The sequence below is a fragment of the Nocardiopsis alborubida genome, assembly GCF_012396365.1.
GTDB classification, from domain to species: domain Bacteria; phylum Actinomycetota; class Actinomycetes; order Streptosporangiales; family Streptosporangiaceae; genus Nocardiopsis; species Nocardiopsis alborubida.
Genome location: NZ_JAAXPG010000047.1, coordinates 1 through 18,069, shown reverse-complemented (window position 1 = coordinate 18,069; position 18,069 = coordinate 1). Strand labels below are relative to the sequence as shown.

The following is an 18,069-nucleotide window of genomic DNA, read 5'->3' as shown; positions in this document are numbered from 1 at the left end:
GGCGAACCGCGGCCGGACCCCCTTCGGCCGTCCCCGTCCGCGCCTCCGTCCCCTCCCCCGCTTCCGCCCCCGCGCTCGCTCCCGCCTCCGCACGCCCTTCCCCACCGCGCCCAGCCCACACAACGCCCGCTTCCGCCCCCGCGTCCGCTTCCGCCGAGGGGGAGCGCGCCGCCCCCGCCTCCCCGCAGGCCCCGACGCGGGTCGCAGGCCCCGCCTCCCCAGCCGCCGCGCGGACGGCGGCGGGAGCGGCCCGGACAGGACAGGCCCTCGTTCTTCGGCATCCTGGAGCAGCGGTACTTCCCCGAGGGCCGGGGCGCGTCGCGGCGGACGCGTCTGGGCGTGTGGGCGGTCGCCCTCGTGCTGTTGGCCGCGGCCAGTCTGGGCGGCTACGCGGCGAGCTACGCCTACGACCTGTGGTCCACCGAGCCGCTGCTCCGCGAGCAGCGGGCGGCCGAGTCCGAGGTGGACCAGGAGAGGGCGCCGTTCACCAGTTCCATCACCTACGACACGTCCGTCCCCCACAACTTCAAGATCGTCCTGGACCGGCCCCTGACGGCGCAGGAGGCCGAGACGCTCCGGGCCGCCCCGGCCGAGGAGGCCTGGGACTTCCTCCAGTCCCTGGGCGGGCGGTTGCTCCGTTACGGCAGCAGCCTGTCCCCGGAGTCGCCGGACGCATGGAAGTGGCAGAGGTCGGGGGGCGACCTGCCCGACGCGACCGTGTTCACCATGAACCTGCTGTCCACGCGCACCTCCCAGCTGAGCATCGTGGACATGACCCCCGTCAACGTCTCCTGCTCGGAACCGACGGCCGTCACCGTCGTGGAGTTCCCGCCGCAGGGCGAGGCGGCGTATCCGGGCGTGATCGTGGACCTGGCCGAGGACGACCCGAAGCTGTACATCTCGGACGAGGGACCCGACCAGGGACTGCGCTACTTCAGCCACAGGCGGATCGACCTCGGCGGCGGAACGGACCCGGGCGGACTGCGGGTGGAGGCGCTGGTGGGCGACCAGTCCTGTGAGTGGGAGATCCGGGCGCGCTACACCGACGCCCGGGAGAACACCGACGAGGTCGTCCTCCGCGACGGCGACCGGCCCTTCTTCGCCGAGGCGCTGCCCACGCGGCCCCAGCAGTACTGGTTGGCGAGTGCCCTGTTCGCCCACCCCGACGGAAGCTCCTTCATGCCGTGCCACGAGATGCGGAGCGAGTCCGCCTGCACGAACCGCCTGGATAGCGCAGGCTAGCCCGCCCCCCTCCACCCCCGCAGGGCGGAGCCACGCGGGCCGAACCGGCTCCGGTCAGCCCGGTCGGTTCGGGTCGGCTCCGAGATCCCGCGCCACCGGGGTTCCGCTCTTCTCTGATACTCGATTACGTGTTACCTTTATCGCAATGTCAGAGTTCAACAACCCACCGGTTCCGGCCGACCTCGTGAGCGCGGCGGTCCGCGCCTCGGAGAGCCTCGGAAAGGACGTGGCCGACGTGCCCCTGATCGCCATCGCGGAGGAGGCGGGAGTCTCCCGCAGCACCCTCCTGCGCCGCGTGGGGGGCTCGCGCCGGGCCCTGGACGAGGCGGTGCGCGCCTCGGGCGTGGACCCGGGCGGGCAGCGACCCGTCCGGGAGCGCGCGGTCGAGGCCGCGGGCGGCATCATCAGCGAACAGGGGCTGGCCGCGGCGACGCTGGAGGCGGTCGCCGCCTCCGCGGGGTGCTCGGTGCACAGCCTCTACGCGACCTTCGGCGGCCGGGACGAGCTGCTGCGCGCGGTCTTCGAGCGCTACAGCCCCATCCTGGACCTGGAGGCGGTCCTGACCGGACCGTCGGAGGACCTGCGCACCCAGGTCCGGGCGATCTACCGGCTGATGGGCGACGCCTTCAGCCGCGAACCCCGGGTGCTGCCCGCCATGCTCGCCGACGTGTTCGCCCGCCCCGAGGGGCCCACATCCGACCTGCTCGTCCGGCTCTTCTTCCCCCGCCTGCTCGCCGGGCTGGGCGGGTGGCTGGCCGGGGAGGTGGCCGCGGGCCGCATCCGCGACCTGACGGTGCCCCTGCTGACCCAGCAGATGCTCGCCCCGATCGCCGTGCACTGCATGCTGCGCCCGGCACTGGACAGGGTGGAGGGTGTGGATTTCCCCGGGATCGAGCAGGTAGGCGCGGTGTTCGCCGAGTCCTTCCTGCGCGCCGTCGCGACCGATCCGGACGGCGGGGAACCCGCACCGGCCCGGCGGCGCGGTCCCGGCACGGGGCCCGGCACGGGGCCCGGCACGGGGCCCGGCACGGACGCCCCGAACGCGTCACCGTAATCGCCCTGAGTGAGCGGAGTTGCCATGAGTGAACGAACGAGCGAGCGTACGACCTGCGTGGTCGTCGGCGGCGGCCCCGCCGGGATGGTGCTGGGCCTGCTGCTGGCCCGGGCCGGGGTCGAGGTCACCGTGCTGGAGAAGCACGCCGACTTCCTGCGGGACTTCCGCGGGGACACCGTGCACCCCTCCACCCTGGAACTGCTGGAGGAGCTGGGCCTGTACGAGCGGTTCGCCGGGCTGCCGCAGAGCAGGCTGGACAAGGCGGCCTTCCCCGTGGGCGGGGGCCGCACCGTGACCATCGCCGACTTCCGCAGGCTGCGGCTGACCCACCCCTACATCGCGATGGTCCCGCAGTGGGACTTCCTGAACCTCATCGCCGAGGCGGGAGGCGAGGAGCCGACCTTCACCCTGCGGATGGACACCGAGGTGACGGGGCTGCTGCGCGAGTCCGGCCGGGTGGCGGGCGTGCGCTACCGGGACCTCGACGGCGACGGGGAGATCCGCGCCGACCTGACGGTGGCCTGCGACGGGCGGTGGTCGCTCGTCCGCCGCGCGTCCGGCCTGGTGCCCCGGGAGTTCCCGGTGGGGATCGACGCATGGTGGTTCCGCCTGCCCCGCGAGGAGGGGGACCGCGCGACCCTGACCCCGCGCGCGGGCCTGGGCAGGTTCGCCCTGGTCATCCCGCGCGAGGGCTACCTCCAGATCGCCTACATCGGGCGCAAGGGCACCGACCCCGAGCTGCGCGCACGCGGGATCGGGGCCTTCCGGCGCGACCTCGCCGAGCTCATGCCGGAACTGGCCGACCGGGTGGGGTCCCTGCGGTCCATGGACGAGGTCAAGCACCTGGACGTGCGGGTCAACCGGCTGCGCCGCTGGCACGTGGAGGGCCTGCTGTGCATCGGCGACGCGGCCCACGCGATGTCCCCCGTCGGGGGCGTGGGCATCAACCTCGCCGTGCAGGACGCCGTGGCCGCCGCGACGCTGCTGGCCGGGCCGCTGAAGAGGCGCTCACCCACCTCCCGCGACCTGGCCGCGGTGCGCAGGCGGCGGATCGTGCCGACGGTCGCCGTCCAGACGCTCCAGCGCCTCATGCACCGGGGGCTGGCCGAACCGATCGTCAGGGGTGAGCGGCAGGGCCCGCCCAAGACCGTGCTGGCCGCCCTCGATCGCGCGCCCTGGCTGTCGTTCGTGCCCGCCTACCTCATCGGCAAGGGCCTGCGCCCCGAGCACATACCGGGTTTCGCACGCCGCGGCCCCGCACGGGCGGCCCGTTAGCGGCGGCCCGGAAACGGCGCTGGTCCACCCGCTCCGCCGTGATGATCTTGTACTTGTAGCGGGGTTGGACGGTCGAGACGCGCTATAAGTACAGGATCACCGCAGGTCAGAACCCTTGTGTCACACCGGCAACGGTTCCGGCCGGTCCACCAGCGGGCAGGGGCCCCGGGAAGGGCGCGAACCGGTCCGGGGGTCAGGACACGTCGGGGACGCGCTCGCCGACCGGGACCGGCCCCGGGGCGGCACCGGAGCCGAAGGGGCTGCCGCCCAGTTCCTCGCGGTGGTGCGGGGTGAGCCAGCCGCGCGGATCGGGTCCGGCGGCGATGATCCGCGTCGGGTTGATCCCCGTGTGGACCCAGTAGTAGTGGATCCGGACGTGGTCGAGGTCCGTGGTGTCGCCGAACCCCGGCGTCTGGAACAGGTCGCGGGCGTAGGCCCACAGCGCCGGGTACTCCGACAGCTTGCGGATGTTGCACTTGAAGTGGCCGTGGTAGGCGGCGTCGAAGCGCACCAGGGTCGGGAAGAGCTTGATGTCGGCCTCGGTGACGGAGTCCCCGACCAGGTAGCGCCGACCGGTGAGGCGCTCCTCCAGCGCGTCGAGCCTGGCGAAGACGGCGGCGACCGCGGCGTCGTAGCGCCTCTGGTCCGGGGCGAACCCGGCCCGGTACACGCCGTTGTTGAGGTCGGTGTAGACCTCCCGGGACACGGCGTCGATCTCGTCGCGCAGCGCGGACGGGTACAGGTCCGGGGCGCCGTCCCTGACCAGCCCGTCCCACTCGGTGTCCATGTCCCGGACCAGCTGGTCGAAGTCGTTGGTCACCAGGTGGCCGCTCTCCACGTCGACCAGGCCGGGAACGCTGACCCCGCCGTCGTAGCCGGGGTCGCGCGCCAGGTAGGCCTCGCGCAGGGCGTGGATGCCCAGGACGGGGTCCCTGTCGCCGGGGCTGCCGGTCTCCTCGGTGAACACCCAGTGCGGGTCGCCCTCGATGATCTCCTGGCGGGGGTCGGTGACGGCCAGGGAGACGGCCTGTTCCAGGCCCATGAGCCTGCGGGTGATGACGACCCGGTGCGCCCAGGGGCAGGCTCGGCTCACGACCAGGCGGTAGCGGCCGGGCTCGGCGCGACGGCCGAAGCGGCCGTCGGCGGTGACCCGGTCGGCGAAGGCCGCCGGGTCGCGGGTGATCTCCTCGGTGGGAATCCGGTTGGCCCTCATTTTCGGTCCCCTCGTCACTCTGGCGGAAATCGGCCGGAGCCGCGCACACTGTCCGTGCAGTGTACGAGCCGACTCCGGCCGTCAGTGTTACGACACCTGGGGCAGGGACGTGCCCGGGCCCTGGGTCAGGAGTTGTCCCTGGGGCGCCAGGTCCTTCCGCGTCCCGCCTTCTTGGGCTTGCGGAGCAGGGGCCGGGACGACTGGGTCTCAGTCGACTCCCCGCCCTCGGCATCCGCCACCGGACGCTCGGTGACGGCGCTGGCAGGGGCGGTGGCTTTTCTGCGTTCCGCCCTGTTCAGCCTCTCCAGGCGCTCCACACGGCTGGTGGGGCCGTCGGAACGGTCCGCCCCAGGCTTCGCCGCGCCCTGGGCACGTGCGCGCGCCCGCTCGGGGCGCGCGGACTGCTCTGGGCGCGCGGGCCGCTCGGGCCGTCCCACCGGAGCGGACGGAGCGGCCGGAGCGGATGCGGCGGCCGGGGCGGACGTGCTGGACGGGGTCTCGCCCGGCTTCGGAAGGCGGGCGCGTACGGCGCGCTTGGCGGCCTTGCGGACGGGGGATGCCTCTTCCTCGGAGGTCCGCTCCTGCTGGGGAGGCACCGTGCGCGCCTGCTGGGACGGGCGTTCCGCGCGGGCCGGAGAGGCGACCACCGACGGAACCGTGCCCGTGCTCGGACGTCCGGGTGCGGGCCTCGCGGGGGCGGGCTCGGGCTCGGGCTGCTCGGGCTCGGGGCGCTCGGCCGCGGGCTCCTCCGGCTGCCCCACCCGCGCCGGGGCGGTGTCCTGCGCGGACTCGCCCTTTCGGGACGGGGACTGCGCGGACGCGCTTCCCTGAGGCGCGGAGGACTCGGACGCGCTCTCCTCGGACGCACGCTGTTCCCGGGCCTCGGACGGCGCCGGCGCGGCCAGCTCGGAGGCGTACCGCTCGGCGGAGGGCCGTTCGGACGCGGGCTCCTCGGTGGCCGCCTTCTCCGGAGCGGGTTCGGAGGCGGCGGACCGCGCGGACTCGGACGGTTCCGTCACGGCCTCCCGGGATTCCGGCTCCTCGGGAGCGGGCTGCGCAGCGGCGGACGGCTCGGGCACCACCTCTTCGGCGGCGGACGGCTCGGACACGGCCTTGGACTGCGCCTCATCGGGAACGGGCAGTGCGGACGAAGGCGCCTGCGTCGCGGTCTCCTCGACCGCGGACGGCTCGGCGACGGAGCGGTCCGACCGGACGTCCGACTGCGCGGGGGCCTCCGCCACGGCCCCGGACCGCGCCCTGTCGGCCTCCTCGGCCTCGGACCACACGGCACCGGCCCACTCGGGTGCGGACGGCTCGGCGTCGGCCAACCCAGGTGCGGCCAGCTCGGCCTCGGGCTGCGCGTCGGCCTTCCTGGCCGTGCGCGCGTCGGTCTCCCAGAAGTCGGTGTTCCAGACGTCGGCGTCCCAGAAGCCCTCCTCCGAGGCGTCGGCCTCCCGGGCCCTCTTGGTCCCCCTGGTCCTCTTGGCCTTCGCGACCGCCTCGGTCTTCTGGTCCTTCTCCTCGCGCACAGCCGTTTCGACCGACTCCGCCGTTTCGAGAGACTCAGCCGTTTCAACCGACTCAGTCGACTCAGCCGTCTCCACCGGTTCGTTCGTCTCCACCGCCTCCGCCGTCTCAGCGGCAGTCTGCTCCCCCAGGGCGCCGAGGAACGGCTCCGCGAAGGAACCGGCTTCCTCCACCGCGTCCTCCGGGACGGCCTCCCTGTTCGACACCCGGTCGGCGGTCTCCTCCAGGGCGGGCGAGGAGTGGCGGTAGGCGCGGACGGCGTCCATGACCTCCTCCGCGGTCGCACCGGGCCAGGAGCAGTGGAAGACCGGGTTGAGCGGAGGGCTGGTCTCGGTGATGAGACCGTCCTCCTCGATCACACAGCTGCCGCCGAGCGGCCAGCGGCCCAGGACCACGGCCGTGATGCCCTGCTGCTGCCCGTGCAGCAGCAGACCCGACAGCGCGGTCTCGTGCTCGGAGGTGGGCGAGGTCACCAGCGCCAGGGGCGTGTGCGGTCGCTCTCCCCGCTCCTCGGTGATCTGGTGCAGCTCACGCTGGAGGACGGTCAGGGCCTCCTCCATCGTGCCGACCATCCGCACGGGCTCGCAGGGGTGCGCGCGCAGCAGGTCGCGGCCCCGGTCGCCCACGAGGCGGGAGGCGTCGGTCTCGGTGAGCAGCACGCGCACGGCGTTGTCGTTGAGGCGGTCGAGCGCGTTGACGATGAGGCGCCGGGCGGCCCCCGCCGCGCCCGGACCGGTGATGCCGAGGCCGGGCACGTGGTCGAGTTCCACCGTCACCCGGTCGTCGATGTCGTCCCCGGGGGTGGGCCGGGGCGGCGGGGCGGTCAGGGCCAGGCGGCGGGGCGCCCTCGGCAGGCGGGGCAGGCTCAGGCTGACACCGGGCACGCGGACGCCCCGCTTGCCCAGCAGGTATCCCCCGGCCAGGCCCGCGAACGCCACCGCTCCGGTGACGGCGCCGTCGGGGATCTCCACGACCAGCACGTTGCCGCCGTCCTCGGCGGCCTCGGCAGCAGCGGCGTCGGCCGCCGCCGCCACCGGGTCGGTCTCCTGGACGGCGGCAGCGGCCTCGTCGGCTTCGGTCCCGGCAGCGGGGGCCTCGGCCTCGGCGGCCATCACACGCGACTGGAGGGAGGTCGGCTGCGGGACGACGGTGTAGGCGACCTCGGCCCTGCGCTGGGCGGCGGCGCCTCCCTCGCGGGGCTGCTCGGAGCCGACGCCCTCCACCTCCATCTCCGGGGCTTCCTCTCCCAGGACCTCGTCGAGGTGGTCGGCGACCGCTTGGGCCCGGCGCTCGGACAGCTCCTGGTTCGCCTGGACGCTCCCGCTGGGGTCGGTGTGACCGGTGATGCGCACGGGCGTCTCGGTGTCGCCGTAGGAGTCGATCATGTCCGCGACCGGCGCGAGGTCGTCGCGCATCTGCTCGGTGAGCTCGGCCGAGCCGACACCGAAGCCGGAGACGGTGCGCACCCGCTCGACGGGCTGCGCGGACGGGGCCTCCTCGGGGGCGGACAGCGCGTCGGCGTCCTGCTCACCGTCCGCCTCGCGGTCCTCCTGGGTGGTGACCGTGTCGGCGAACGCGGTGGCCGGGGCGACCGCCACGGTTCCCACGGCGGCGGCCGCCACCACCTGGAGCGGCCCCAGGGGTCGCAGCCTGCGGGGCATGCCGCGCAGGCGGGCGAAGGTCTCCACGACCAGCCCGGCCGTGTACAGGCCCCACAGGACCCACAGCACGGTGATCAGCAGGGCGGTGAACACACCCGGCGGCAGACGCCAGCCGCGCAGGTGCGCCGCGGCCACGGCCCAGGAGTCCGGCAGTTCCGGCCAGGGCAGATGCGACAGGAGCAGGTAGGGGATGCCGAGCAGGATCGCCGCTGCGAGCAGGAGGGCGCTCAGCCGTCGGATCTGGGTCATGTCCGCCTCACTGGAGCTAGGGAGTCGGCTGGGTGTGGGGACGTGCGGTGGCTGTGGCGTCGACGGTGGTCGAGCCCATCGGTAGGAGGGTGAAGGAGTAGTCCACCGAGCAGGTCACGGTCACGGTGTCGCCGCTGACCGCGACCGTCCCGGTGGCACCGGCGGCGCTGAGGAAGGACTGCGCGGCGGCGGAGGCCGCCGAGGGGTCGAGGGTGACCTCGCTCGTGCCCTCGCGGTAGGAGGCCCAGTCGAGCTGTTGGACGCCCGCCCGGGCGGCCTCCTGGGCCAGGGTGGCGGCCTCGTTGCGGGCGCGCAGCAGGCCGCCGCCGTCGGTGACCAGGCCCAGGCAGAGGATGAAGGCCGAGGCCAGAATGGCGACGAACGCCGTGGTCTGGCCCCTGTCGTCCGTGCGTCTCACGGCTGCCCCCTGAAGGTGTCGACGACGACCGTGGCGTCCCCTGTGATCGTCATGGTTCCGGGGACGCCCAGCCCGGTCAGGTCGCCCAGTCCGACGCGGCACTCGACCACGGCGGTGACCGCCCCTCCGGGGGTCAGCCCGCCGTGGTCGAGGGTGACGGAGTGGTCGCCGCAGGCTAAACCGTTCTCAGCGAGGGAACTCGCGGCGGTGCTTGAGGCCGCTCCCTCTGCGGCGGCGACGCTGCGTTCGAGGGAGGCCGCCCGGGCGGCGGAGTGCGCCACTTGGTCAGCGGTGGAGTTGGCGTCCGCCACCCTCCCGGCGAGCACCATGAGGAGCGCGAACGCCAGGAGGGCGGGGGTGAGGAGAGCCAGTTCCACCGAGGCCGAACCGCGGTCTCCTTGAGCCGCTTCAGCGGGCTGTCGAGAACTCACGGGGCGGCCTCCGCAGGGACGAAGCGCTCCACGGGCGCGGTGACCTCGTGTCCCACCGGCCAACTGAAGCCGGGGATGAGGGTGGGTACCTCGGCGTCCACGACCACGCGTACCTCCTCCGCACTGCGGTTGACGGACACGTCGAGACCGGAGAGGAAGGAGCTTCCTCCTCCCTCGGCCACCGACGTGCCACCGCCCGCCGTGCGCGACTGCTCAGCGGTCCTGCGAGCGATGTCGGCAACGACGTTGTCGCCGTGCATCCACAGAGCCGCCTGAATGACCAGCAGGACTAAGAGCAACAGCATGGGAGCGGCCACAGCCATCTCCGCGCTGCCTCGGTCTTCCTGGGGAGTGCGCAAGGCTAGCCGCCCAGAATTTCGGCAGCTTCGAGGTCCACACGAGTGCCGATAGCTCCGACAAGCACCGCAGCTGCACCAACCAGGGCAGCGGTGATGATGACCGTCTCGGTCGAGTAGCCGTCGTCCCTGCGGCTGAGCAGCAGGGAGCTGAGGTAGGCAGTGATGCGCTGCATCGGGGGTCTCCAAAGTGTGTTGGGGTTTTATGCGCTGAACAGGATGCTGCTCATAGCCGGATAGCCCAGGAGGGCGAGGAATCCAGTAAAGAGCAGGACCACCGGCAAGCTCATCCGCTCTGTGGCGGACTGGGCTTCGGCGTCCATCTCGGCAAGGAACTGGGTCCGCAGTGTCTTGGCTTTCGAGGCCAGAGAGCTGCGGATACGCGCGCCGTCGGCTCCGGCGAGCTGAAGACTGGCTGCAAGTTCGGCGAACTCGGGGGTGTCGTAGCGCTCACCAAGCTCGCGCAGCGCGGTCCAGGGCGAATGGCGCATGAGCGTTGCTTCACGCAGACTCTCCCGGATACGGGCCATCGCCCATCCGTTGCCCGCCGCACCAGCGTCAGCTAGTGCTCCGTTGACGCCCGCGCCTCCGGCCAGGGACACCACGACCAAGTCCGCGAAGCTGGCCAGGGCGCGACGCATGCGTTCCCGACGCTTATCAGCCTCGTCACGCAGGGACATGTCTGGGGCGAACCAAACGATCACAGCGAAAGCCACCCACATGGCCCCCGCGAGGGCACCAGACGGAAGGACGCCCGCGAGGGAAAGCATGCCACCCAGCAGCGGAGGGAAGGCTAGGGCCAAAACCAGAGCGGTGAATTTCTCCGCGAGGTAGGACTCCGGGGAGCGCTCACACACCCGCAGGTTGCGCCGTGTCCGGGGCCCTGGCATACCGAAGCCTTCCAGGACCGGTACCCCGATCTTCCCCAATCGCGTCAGTACACCGGTGTCCGGCCCCGCAGCCACAACAGTACGGGGAGGAGGCGGGGCGGCCAGGCGCTCAGCAAGTGAAGGCCGGGCCCAACGGGCGGCGAAGAGCGCCCACAGGGCCAGCCCGAGTGCGGCACCTGCGAGAGCTGCGGCCAGGGCAGGAGTCATCGGACGGCCTCCGAAGTACGGGCTGTGACAGGTTCAGGAGCGAGTACACGCGGTCCCAGATCGAAGCGGGACATGCGGCCCAGCCAGACCAAGGCAACCGCCCACAGGCCGCCGATACCCGCGAGTACCAGCTGGCCCAGGAAGCCGTCGAACGGTTCCAGGTAGTCGGGATTGGTCACCAGCATGAACGCCGCCATACCCACGGTCGTACCGACGATGATCCGAGTGGACGTACGCAGCCGTGCGCGGCTCGCCGCCACGCGCACGAGCATCGCCGCTTGTTCCCGGGCTGCCTCGGCCAGGCTGCCGAGCAGCGTGCCCAGGTCAGTGGCGTGGCGGGTGGCCGCAGTGGTCAGCGCGGCAGCCACCAGATCAGCGGTGGGATTGTCGACCTCGTCAGCAAAGGCCCGCAGGGCGCCCTGCGTAGGCTGGCCCGCGCGCAACCGGTCCGCCAACCTGGCGACCGGCTCCCGCACCGGCTCGGGTGCGATGGGCACCGTGGCGGCCACGGCCTGGTGCAGACCGGCCGCACCGGCCATCAGGTCGCGCAGCATCTCGGTCCAGGCCGCGACGGCCTCGACCCCCGCCACCTGTTTCTCGTGACCGCGGTCGGGACCCAGCACCGCGGGCCCCCACCAGCAACCGGCGGCGGCGAGCACACCGGCCACCGGCCACCCGGTGACGAACCAGACCAGCAGGCCGCCGACGATCGCCGCGATCAGCCTCAACGGCCGCTGCTGACCGAACAGGAGCGCCCGCCACTGCGGAACCCGTGAGGTACGCGAGCCCCCACCGGACGCGGCCAGCGAGGCCAGGGCCAGCCACAGCCCCGCGCCGAGCAGGGCACCGGCGGCGGCGATGAGCAGAACAGGAGTCGTCACCGCACCCACCCCACCGTGTCCGGGCTCAGCATCGCGGGGTCGAACCCGGCCTCGGCCAGGGCGTCGAGCGTGTTGGGGCTGGGCGGCGCCGCGGGCAGGGGCCCGTTGCGGTCGCGCCGGTAGATCTCGTTGGAGACCACGTTCTGCCCCTCGGCGCCCACCACCTCGCGCACGCTCGTGACCATGCGCCCGCCCGTGGGCAGCGCCGACACGTGCACGACCAGGTGCACGGCGGCGGCCACCAGGGAGGCGGTGGCGTCCAGGGGCAGGCGCTCGGCGGACTGGGCGGCGTAGGCGCCCAGCTTGGTGAAGGCGCCCGCGGAGTTGGCGGCGTGCAGGGTGGTGAGGCTGCCGTCGTTGCCCTGGCTCATGGCGTTGAGCAGCGGGACGGTCTCGTGTCCGCGCGTCTCACCGACGATGACCCGGTCGGGCGACATGCGCAGGGCCGTGCGCACGAGGTCGGCGATGGTGATCTCGCCGACGCCCTCGACGTTGGCCGGGCGGGCCTGGAGGGCGACGCAGTCGGGATGGGCTTCGCGGTCGCGGTCCAGTCCCAGCTCGAAGACGTCCTCGATGGTGACGAGGCGTTCGTCCACGGGGATCTCGGCGGCCAGGGCCCGCAGCAGGGTGGTCTTGCCCGCGCCGGTGCCGCCGGTGATGACCATGTTGCGGCGGGAGCGCACCCCCGCGCGCAGCAGGGCGACCAGAGTTTCGTCGATCGTGCCCAGTTCGTGGAGCTGGCCCAGGGTGGTGCGGCCGTAGCGGTGGCGGCGGATGGACACCGAGGGCTGCCGGGCGACCTCCATGACCGCGTTGAGGCGTTCGCCGCCGGGCAGCTGCATGTCGAGGATGGGCGCCCCCGGGTCGAAGCGGCGCTCCCCCGTGGCCGACTCCGACGCCAGGCGCCGGACCAGGGCCACGACCTCCTCGGGGTCGTCGAAGAGGGAGTCGTGCCGCTCGCGGCTGCCGTCGGCGCGGCGCACCCACACGTGCACGCCGTTGATGTTGATGTTCTCGATCCCGGGGTCGTCCAGGAGGGGCTGGAGGGGACCGAGTCCGCACACCCGTGCCAGGGCGCCCGCGGCGACGGAGGCCTCGGTCGTGGCGTCGAGCACCTGCCTGCCCTCGGACAGGGCGCGGCTGGCGTCCTCGTCGAGGATCTGGGCGATGACGCGTTCGGCTCGGGCGCGGTACTCCTCGGGCGTGTCCTCGGGTTGGCCCCGGGTCTCCTCGCTGAGCCGCCGGGTGGCCTCGGTGACGGTCCGCTCCACGCGGTCGGCCACGGTGCGGGACCGGTCGGTGTCCAGGAAGTAGCCGTCGGTGATGTCGTACCCGACGTCGTGTCCGCTGCTCATGCGTGGACTCCCGTCGCCTGGGGCGCGGGCACCGGGGCTTCGGTGCCGTCGGCCTGGTCAGCGGGGCGGGTACCCTCGGCGAGGTCCTTCGCCAGGCGCGCCGCCGCCTTGAGCAGGGGCCTGCGCTGCGGCTTGCGCGGGTTGGCCTCCCCGCGCAGGAAGGCCGCGGAGCGCGCGTCGGAGGGGAGCCGTCCCCACACGCCCGGGCCCAGGGCGCCCTCGATCTCGCGGACGCTCCCGGTGCCGCCGACGACGACGGTGCGCAGGCGCGGCAGGCTGCGGGTCAGGGCCTCGGAGGCCTCCTTGGCCCGGCGCAGCTGCGCCAGGTCGTCGGCGACGAGCAGCAGGGCCTCGTCGGCCCACGTGGCCAGCGCGGCGGCGGCCGCGCCGGGGGTCAGGCGGCCCAGGTCCAGGACGACGGCGGGCCCGTCGGCGGAGACGAGCACGCCGGGGTTCTGGGAGAGCAGGCGCACCGCGCCCTCGGCGCGGTCGGCGGTGACGGGCGCGTGGCACACGGACAGCCCTCCGGGGAGGATCTGCGTGTGCGCGCCCAGGTCGGCGGAGGCCCCGCCGTGCCGGGCGGCGGCGGCCAGGCCGGTCAGGCCGGGGTCCGGCTGGAGGCGGCGCCAGGTGGCGACGTCGCCGCCGGAGGCGTCGGTCTCCACCAGGACGGCCCCGGCCCCGCCGGGCCAGACCGCGGCCAGCGCCATGGCCGCGCAGGTGACGCCGGGTGCTCCGCCCAGGGAGAAGAGCGCCACGGTCCGGGGCATCACGCGCCTCCCCGGGGGTTGACCTGGACGACGCTGACGCGTTCGACGGCGGCGGCCGAGGCGATGGCGGCGGCGTCGGCGGAGGACGCGACGAGTTCGAGTTCCACCGAGCCGTCCTCGGCGGCGGAGGGCTGGACGTCGCGCACGAGCGCGCGGTAGGCCTCCACGCCGCCGCCGGTGGCGCCCTCCTCCGGGTGGACCACCACGGAGACCGCGGCGCCGGGGCCGATGGAGGCGGGGAAGCGGCCCACGCGCAGGGCCACGCCGAGCACGGCGCGGTCGCGCTCGGGGAAGGCGGCCTCGGCGCCCAGGGCCGCCTCGGGGAGGAGGCCGCCCTCGCTGACGGGCACGGTGAGGGTCTGCCCGACGGTCGCCTCCAGGCGCTCTTCGCCGACGAAGGAGACCCCGTCGGCGACGGAGATCCGCTCGACCCGCAGGTCCTCCGCGGCCACCACGTGGCCCGCGGGCAGGTCGCCGTCGGCGACGAGCACCCCCTGCCGGTCGTCCATCTGCTCAAGGGCCACAACGCCGCTCAGGCCGCCGGCGGTCATCATGCCCAGGGCCAGGACCAGCCACCGCCAGCGGCGGGGTCCGCTGCCCAGGAGCCGCACCGGAGGGGTCTCCCCCTGCCGCGGGGAGGCCGCGGGGGCCGGTGCCGTCTTCGTGTCCACCACGTCTGTCGTCTTCTTTCGGTGTTAGCGGTTGCCGGTGCCGGTGACCAGGCCCTGGGATTCGGCCACCTGGAGTTCGACCTGCGAGGTCGTGGTGAGCGGGTCGAACTCGCCCGTCGCGCCCTCGGCGAACTCGCCCTCGGTGATCTCCCAGCCCACGTTCCATCCGACCTGGACGGTGACGGGGTAGGCGCCGCCGGGCTGGCCGTCGGAGGGCAGGGTGTAGACGTGCCCGCAGTCGGGGGAGGCCGATTCGGGGTCGTGCACGGCCGGGTCGAAGGGGGTTCCGGGGCCCTCGCAGCTGATCTGCGTGCCGTCGCCCAGGGTCCAGACGGTGGAGACGGGGCTGGCGCTGACCGTGAAGGAGGAGTCCCGGAGTTCGGCGGAGGCCTCGGTGGCCTCCCAGTCCTGGGACTCCACCCACAGCCACACGGGGGTGTTGACCAGGACCAGGGAGTCGCTGCCCGGGGAGGTCTCGATCCGGGGCGGAGGAAGTTCGAAGGAGGCCATGGCCTCCTGGAGGGCGGTGACCATGTCGGTGCCCTCCTGCCCCTCCTCCCCGTCCTGCTCGTAGTCGATGGACTCCCAGTCGATGGCGCCCCAGTCCACCTGGGACCAGTCGATCGCGTCCCAGTCGACGTGGGCGTAGGGGTCGTCCTGGGCGCCGGAGCCGCCGGAGCCCTCCGAGCCGCCGGAACCGCCGGAGCCCTGCTGGCCCGCCTGGCTCTGCCACCAGCGCAGCAGGATGGAGCAGCCGTTGCCGCCCGAGCTTCCGCACTCGATCTGGCCGAGGAAGGAGCTGTCGTCGGCGTGCGCGGGGGTGGCGGCCCCGGCCGCCAGCAGGGTCAGTACCGCGGCGGTGGCCGCGGGTCGTACGAGTCTCAGCATGATCCCGCTTCCCAGATCCTGAGGTCGGACACGCGCCAGGCGAGTCCGTCGTGAATGAGTGTGGCCTCGACGAGGCGCGGGCCCTGCCCTGGGGAGGAGCCCATGCCGAGGTTCCAGCCGGAGTCGTCGAGGCAGTCGTCGACCGTCGCGCTGTCGGGCCCCTCGACAGCGGCGACGGGGTCGAGGACGGGTTCTCCGGTGACCTGTCCACCGGAGACGCGGGCCCCCTCCAGTGCCGCGCTCATGAGGGCGTAGGCGCCGCCCACGGCGTAGTCCTGGAGTTCGGGGGGAACCTCGCCGCCCTCGTGGGAGGCGGCCACGACCGTGTCCCACATGCCGGTGTAGGCGGCGAGCGCCGCGGCCTCCTCGTCGCTGGACGGGGCGGCCGGGGGGCTCGGTGCCGCCCCCGCCTCGGAGACCGCGTCCTCGGAGGACGCGCAGCCCGCCGCCAGGGCGAGGACCGCGCAGCATCCCGCGGCCGCGGCGGCGCGTAGGACGGCGCCGTTCCTTCTCGCGGCTGTCGTCATCGGTGCGTTCTCCACTGCCATGGAAGAGAAGGGGTGGTACAGCATGGCGGAACCGACCCGGTGAGCGGGCCCTTTCCCTTCCGACGAGGGGCGGGGGCGGTCTCCTGCGCCCGGGAGGTCACGGGACCGGACGCGGGGGCCGTTGAGCGGACGGACGGAGGAGGGGGTCCCCCGCCCGGGTTCGGGTCCGCCACGGGCCGGCGTGACCGGAGTCGCGCGGGGCGGAGCCCGAGGACTGACCGAAACCACGTGGTATTGGTTGGGTTTTATCTGTCCTTGCGTGAGCTTATAGAGAAGTCGCCTGCCGTAACAACCCCCCGTTCCCCTTCTGTGACTGTGACCCGTTCGTGCTTCCGGACATCAGCCTCACAGCAACCCGCGAAGACCACGCGCCCGCAGCCCTCCGACAAACACACGCAAAACAACATCTGAACGACACGGCGGTCAGAGCAGGTTTCCCCGCCCCCGCCCCGCCGGATGGGCTGGAGACGAGGCGGGAGAGGCGCCGCGGTGTGGATCGCGACACACCCTTCAGCGGCCCGGCCGCGTCCGGCGGCGAACGCGTTCGGCACGGAGCGTGTTCGCCGCCGGACGGGGGTCAGACCACGAGCACGCGCGGGCCGCGTCCGCGCAGCCTCCGGACGTCGTCGGGGTCGGTGCCGGTGTCGGTGATGAGGCAGTCCACCTCGCGCAGCCGCGCGAAGCGGGCGATGCGGTCGCCGCCGATCCTGGTGTGGTCGGCCAGCAGCACGGTCCTGGCCGAGGCCCGCACCATGGCCTGCCTCGCCATCACCTCCGCGGGGTCCGCACAGGTCAGTCCGCGCTCGGGGGACACACCGTCGGCGACCATGAAGGCCACGTCGACGTGGAGCTGGTCCAGCAGGCGCACGGAGGCGAGCGTGGTCCCGGCCGCCGCGCTCACCCGACCCCCCAACAGGTGCACGGAGAGGTCGCGGCGCGAGGCCAGGCCCAGTGCGGCCGGAACCGAGTTGGTCAGGACGCTCAGCCCGCAACCGGCGGGCAGCAGCCACGCGATCCGCTCCGTCATCGGTCCGGCGTCGAGCATGACCACCCCGTCCTTCGGCAGCTCCGCCAGGGCGGCCCTGGCGATCCGGCCCTCAGCGGCCGAGAGCCGCCCCGTTCCGGACGGTGTCGTCGTGGCACTCACTCCCGCTGTGTGCCTGACGACTGTGGCGCCACCACTGAGACCACTCACAAGGTCCTCCGATCCGTCGATGGTCAGCCCCTTGGCCGAGGGGGCGACGGGCCCTGGCCCGGCGAGTGAATTCGATCGGGTCCTCTGCTTCCTCACGAAGAGAGCATCCCGGCCGAAGGGGAACGGTATGCGAATACCCCCACTGTTCGGGGAAAACCGTTGCGAAATGGCAACGTCACCCTGGGTGCAGGCCGCGGACGGGAGCCGCTGACCTGCGGAGCGGCGCCTCCGGGAGAGCGGGCCGGAATCGGTCCCGGAGGAGAGGCCCACAGCCGGGACACCTACCACAGCCGCAGGTCACACAAGGCAACACACACGAACGCGAACGGGAACAGAAGGACAACTACTTCCACATCCGGGTGTACTGGTGCTACTTTCACCCTCTTACGGAGCGGTCGTGGAGGGGGGAGACGCGTATGCCGTTGGACGAGAACATGTCCGACTCCTCACGCGACGCCATCAGAGCCCTCACCGGCATCGAGATCCCCAAAGCCAGCATCGCCGCCCTAGGCCGCGCCTCCGAGGTCTACGCCGCCCTCGACCAACGCCTCGGCGTCCTCGACGACCTCTTCGACCTCAGCCGCGTCCACGCCCGACGCAGCTTCGACGGACGCACCGCCGACCACTACGAACGCTCCCTGGACCAATTCACCACCGGCGACAACGACTACGTCGGCTCCGCCCGCGCCAACTCCGCCACCATGTCCCAAGAACTCTTCAAGGCCCGCGCCAACGTCGAGTACATGCACATGATGGTCATCGGCCAGTTCATCCAACTCATCGCCGAGATCGCCTGGGCCATCGCCACCGCCAAGTTCACCTTCGGCGCCTCCTTGAAATGGATCCCCATCTTCAAGGCCATCCGCAGCCTGGCCATGCGCCGCATCCTGACCTGGCTCCTGATCACCGTGCCCAGCCACCAGATCATCAGCCAGATCTTCGCCAGCATGGACAGCATCATCCAACGCATCCAGATCGGACGCGGCACCCGCCACCACAAAGACCACAACCTCACCCGCAGCGCCCACATCGGCGCCACCATCGAAGGCGCCCTGTCCGCCGTCTTCTCCGCAGGACTCGACGGCCTCTTCAGCAAACAACTCACCAACCTGTTCAAAAACGGCCTCGACAACCTCAACCTCCTCCCCGACCCACCACCCCTCATCCGCACCGGAGGCGACGGACCCAGCGGAGGGCCACCCACCGGACCCCCCATCCGCGACACCCCCGACGGCCCC

18 protein-coding genes are annotated in these 18,069 nt (G+C 72.8%); 4 read left to right on the top strand and 14 right to left on the bottom strand.

The genetic code is table 11. The features are described from left to right. Positions 1 to 339: 339 nt before the first annotated feature. The 3 genes from HGB44_RS30225 to HGB44_RS30215 all read left to right on the top strand — a co-directional run bounded on the left by HGB44_RS30225 (position 340) and on the right by HGB44_RS30215 (position 3,571). A complete protein-coding gene (locus HGB44_RS30225) occupies positions 340 to 1,242 on the top strand; it encodes a hypothetical protein (protein ID WP_231972384.1) in 903 nt (300 codons plus the stop codon). 145 nt (positions 1,243 to 1,387) lie between these two features. Continuing rightward, positions 1,388 to 2,296 (top strand): TetR/AcrR family transcriptional regulator, encoded by a 909-nt coding sequence (locus tag HGB44_RS30220; protein ID WP_082768303.1) that lies wholly within the window; start codon positions 1,388 to 1,390, stop codon positions 2,294 to 2,296. A 24-nt stretch (positions 2,297 to 2,320) separates the two neighbouring features. Further along, a complete protein-coding gene (locus tag HGB44_RS30215) occupies positions 2,321 to 3,571 on the top strand; it encodes an FAD-dependent oxidoreductase (RefSeq protein WP_061080107.1) in 1,251 nt (416 codons plus the stop codon). A gap of 193 nt (positions 3,572 to 3,764) precedes the next feature. On the opposite strand, the gene HGB44_RS30210 is transcribed toward HGB44_RS30215, so the two are convergent. The 14 genes from HGB44_RS30210 to HGB44_RS30145 form a co-directional block, all read right to left on the bottom strand. Then, on the bottom strand, positions 3,765 to 4,784 hold the full coding sequence (locus tag HGB44_RS30210) for a glutathione S-transferase family protein (protein ID WP_061080108.1): 1,020 nt from the start codon (positions 4,782 to 4,784) through the stop codon (positions 3,765 to 3,767). Between the two features lie 125 nt (positions 4,785 to 4,909). Further along, positions 4,910 to 8,221 carry an OmpA family protein gene (locus HGB44_RS30205; RefSeq protein WP_061080109.1) on the bottom strand — a complete coding sequence of 1,104 codons (3,312 nt, stop codon included), beginning with the start codon at positions 8,219 to 8,221 and terminating at the stop codon, positions 4,910 to 4,912. A gap of 16 nt (positions 8,222 to 8,237) precedes the next feature. After that, positions 8,238 to 8,639 carry a TadE/TadG family type IV pilus assembly protein gene (locus HGB44_RS30200; RefSeq protein WP_061080110.1) on the bottom strand — a complete coding sequence of 134 codons (402 nt, stop codon included), beginning with the start codon at positions 8,637 to 8,639 and terminating at the stop codon, positions 8,238 to 8,240. After that, positions 8,636 to 9,070, bottom strand: a complete 435-nt coding sequence (locus HGB44_RS30195) for a TadE/TadG family type IV pilus assembly protein (protein ID WP_061080111.1) — start codon at positions 9,068 to 9,070, stop codon at positions 8,636 to 8,638. Before HGB44_RS30195 ends, HGB44_RS30200 begins: the two co-directional genes overlap by 4 nt. Continuing rightward, the gene (locus HGB44_RS30190) at positions 9,067 to 9,393 is read right to left on the bottom strand and encodes a TadE/TadG family type IV pilus assembly protein (protein WP_061080112.1); all 327 of its coding nucleotides are present in this window, start codon (positions 9,391 to 9,393) and stop codon (positions 9,067 to 9,069) included. Before HGB44_RS30190 ends, HGB44_RS30195 begins: the two co-directional genes overlap by 4 nt. Positions 9,394 to 9,431: 38 nt before the next feature. Further along, the gene (locus tag HGB44_RS30185; RefSeq protein WP_168444211.1) at positions 9,432 to 9,602 is read right to left on the bottom strand and encodes a hypothetical protein; all 171 of its coding nucleotides are present in this window, start codon (positions 9,600 to 9,602) and stop codon (positions 9,432 to 9,434) included. A gap of 27 nt (positions 9,603 to 9,629) precedes the next feature. After that, the gene (locus tag HGB44_RS32280; protein WP_231972385.1) at positions 9,630 to 10,106 is read right to left on the bottom strand and encodes a type II secretion system F family protein; all 477 of its coding nucleotides are present in this window, start codon (positions 10,104 to 10,106) and stop codon (positions 9,630 to 9,632) included. A gap of 413 nt (positions 10,107 to 10,519) precedes the next feature. After that, positions 10,520 to 11,413 (bottom strand): type II secretion system F family protein, encoded by an 894-nt coding sequence (locus HGB44_RS30175; protein ID WP_061080114.1) that lies wholly within the window; start codon positions 11,411 to 11,413, stop codon positions 10,520 to 10,522. Beyond that, complete coding sequence (locus HGB44_RS30170) at positions 11,401 to 12,759, bottom strand: CpaF family protein (RefSeq protein ID WP_061080115.1); 1,359 nt, start codon at positions 12,757 to 12,759, stop codon at positions 11,401 to 11,403. The genes HGB44_RS30175 and HGB44_RS30170 overlap by 13 nt, the downstream gene beginning before the upstream one ends. After that, positions 12,756 to 13,529, bottom strand: a complete 774-nt coding sequence (locus HGB44_RS30165) for a P-loop NTPase family protein (RefSeq protein ID WP_061080116.1) — start codon at positions 13,527 to 13,529, stop codon at positions 12,756 to 12,758. The genes HGB44_RS30170 and HGB44_RS30165 overlap by 4 nt, the downstream gene beginning before the upstream one ends. Continuing rightward, positions 13,529 to 14,203 carry an SAF domain-containing protein gene (locus HGB44_RS30160; protein ID WP_061080117.1) on the bottom strand — a complete coding sequence of 225 codons (675 nt, stop codon included), beginning with the start codon at positions 14,201 to 14,203 and terminating at the stop codon, positions 13,529 to 13,531. Before HGB44_RS30160 ends, HGB44_RS30165 begins: the two co-directional genes overlap by 1 nt. A 21-nt stretch (positions 14,204 to 14,224) precedes the next feature. Next, complete coding sequence (locus HGB44_RS30155; protein ID WP_061080118.1) at positions 14,225 to 15,088, bottom strand: hypothetical protein; 864 nt, start codon at positions 15,086 to 15,088, stop codon at positions 14,225 to 14,227. Beyond that, entirely contained in the window at positions 15,082 to 15,615 is a 534-nt protein-coding gene (locus tag HGB44_RS30150) for a hypothetical protein (protein ID WP_061080125.1), read from the bottom strand. The genes HGB44_RS30155 and HGB44_RS30150 overlap by 7 nt, the downstream gene beginning before the upstream one ends. A 598-nt stretch (positions 15,616 to 16,213) precedes the next feature. Beyond that, complete coding sequence (locus HGB44_RS30145; RefSeq protein ID WP_061080119.1) at positions 16,214 to 16,783, bottom strand: DeoR/GlpR family DNA-binding transcription regulator; 570 nt, start codon at positions 16,781 to 16,783, stop codon at positions 16,214 to 16,216. Between the two features lie 464 nt (positions 16,784 to 17,247). Here HGB44_RS30145 and HGB44_RS30140 point away from each other — a divergent pair. Then, the coding region (locus HGB44_RS30140) for a hypothetical protein (protein ID WP_168444210.1) at positions 17,248 to 18,069 on the top strand (822 nt) is incomplete at its 3' end.

What these genes read in the sequence shown, in the direction of transcription:
- HGB44_RS30220 (WP_082768303.1), top strand. Translation starts at nt 1,388, where the DNA reads ATGTCAGAGTTCAACAACCCACCGGTTCCGGCCGACCTCGTGAGCGCG.
- HGB44_RS30215 (WP_061080107.1), top strand. Translation starts at nt 2,321, where the DNA reads ATGAGTGAACGAACGAGCGAGCGTACGACCTGCGTGGTCGTCGGCGGC.
- HGB44_RS30210 (WP_061080108.1), bottom strand. Translation starts at nt 4,784, where the DNA reads ATGAGGGCCAACCGGATTCCCACCGAGGAGATCACCCGCGACCCGGCG.
- HGB44_RS30205 (WP_061080109.1), bottom strand. Translation starts at nt 8,221, where the DNA reads ATGACCCAGATCCGACGGCTGAGCGCCCTCCTGCTCGCAGCGGCGATC.
- HGB44_RS30190 (WP_061080112.1), bottom strand. Translation starts at nt 9,393, where the DNA reads ATGGCTGTGGCCGCTCCCATGCTGTTGCTCTTAGTCCTGCTGGTCATT.
- HGB44_RS30185 (WP_168444211.1), bottom strand. Translation starts at nt 9,602, where the DNA reads ATGCAGCGCATCACTGCCTACCTCAGCTCCCTGCTGCTCAGCCGCAGG.
- HGB44_RS32280 (WP_231972385.1), bottom strand. Translation starts at nt 10,106, where the DNA reads ATGTCCCTGCGTGACGAGGCTGATAAGCGTCGGGAACGCATGCGTCGC.
- HGB44_RS30170 (WP_061080115.1), bottom strand. Translation starts at nt 12,759, where the DNA reads ATGAGCAGCGGACACGACGTCGGGTACGACATCACCGACGGCTACTTC.
- HGB44_RS30165 (WP_061080116.1), bottom strand. Translation starts at nt 13,529, where the DNA reads ATGCCCCGGACCGTGGCGCTCTTCTCCCTGGGCGGAGCACCCGGCGTC.
- HGB44_RS30155 (WP_061080118.1), bottom strand. Translation starts at nt 15,088, where the DNA reads ATGCTGAGACTCGTACGACCCGCGGCCACCGCCGCGGTACTGACCCTG.
- HGB44_RS30150 (WP_061080125.1), bottom strand. Translation starts at nt 15,615, where the DNA reads ATGACGACAGCCGCGAGAAGGAACGGCGCCGTCCTACGCGCCGCCGCG.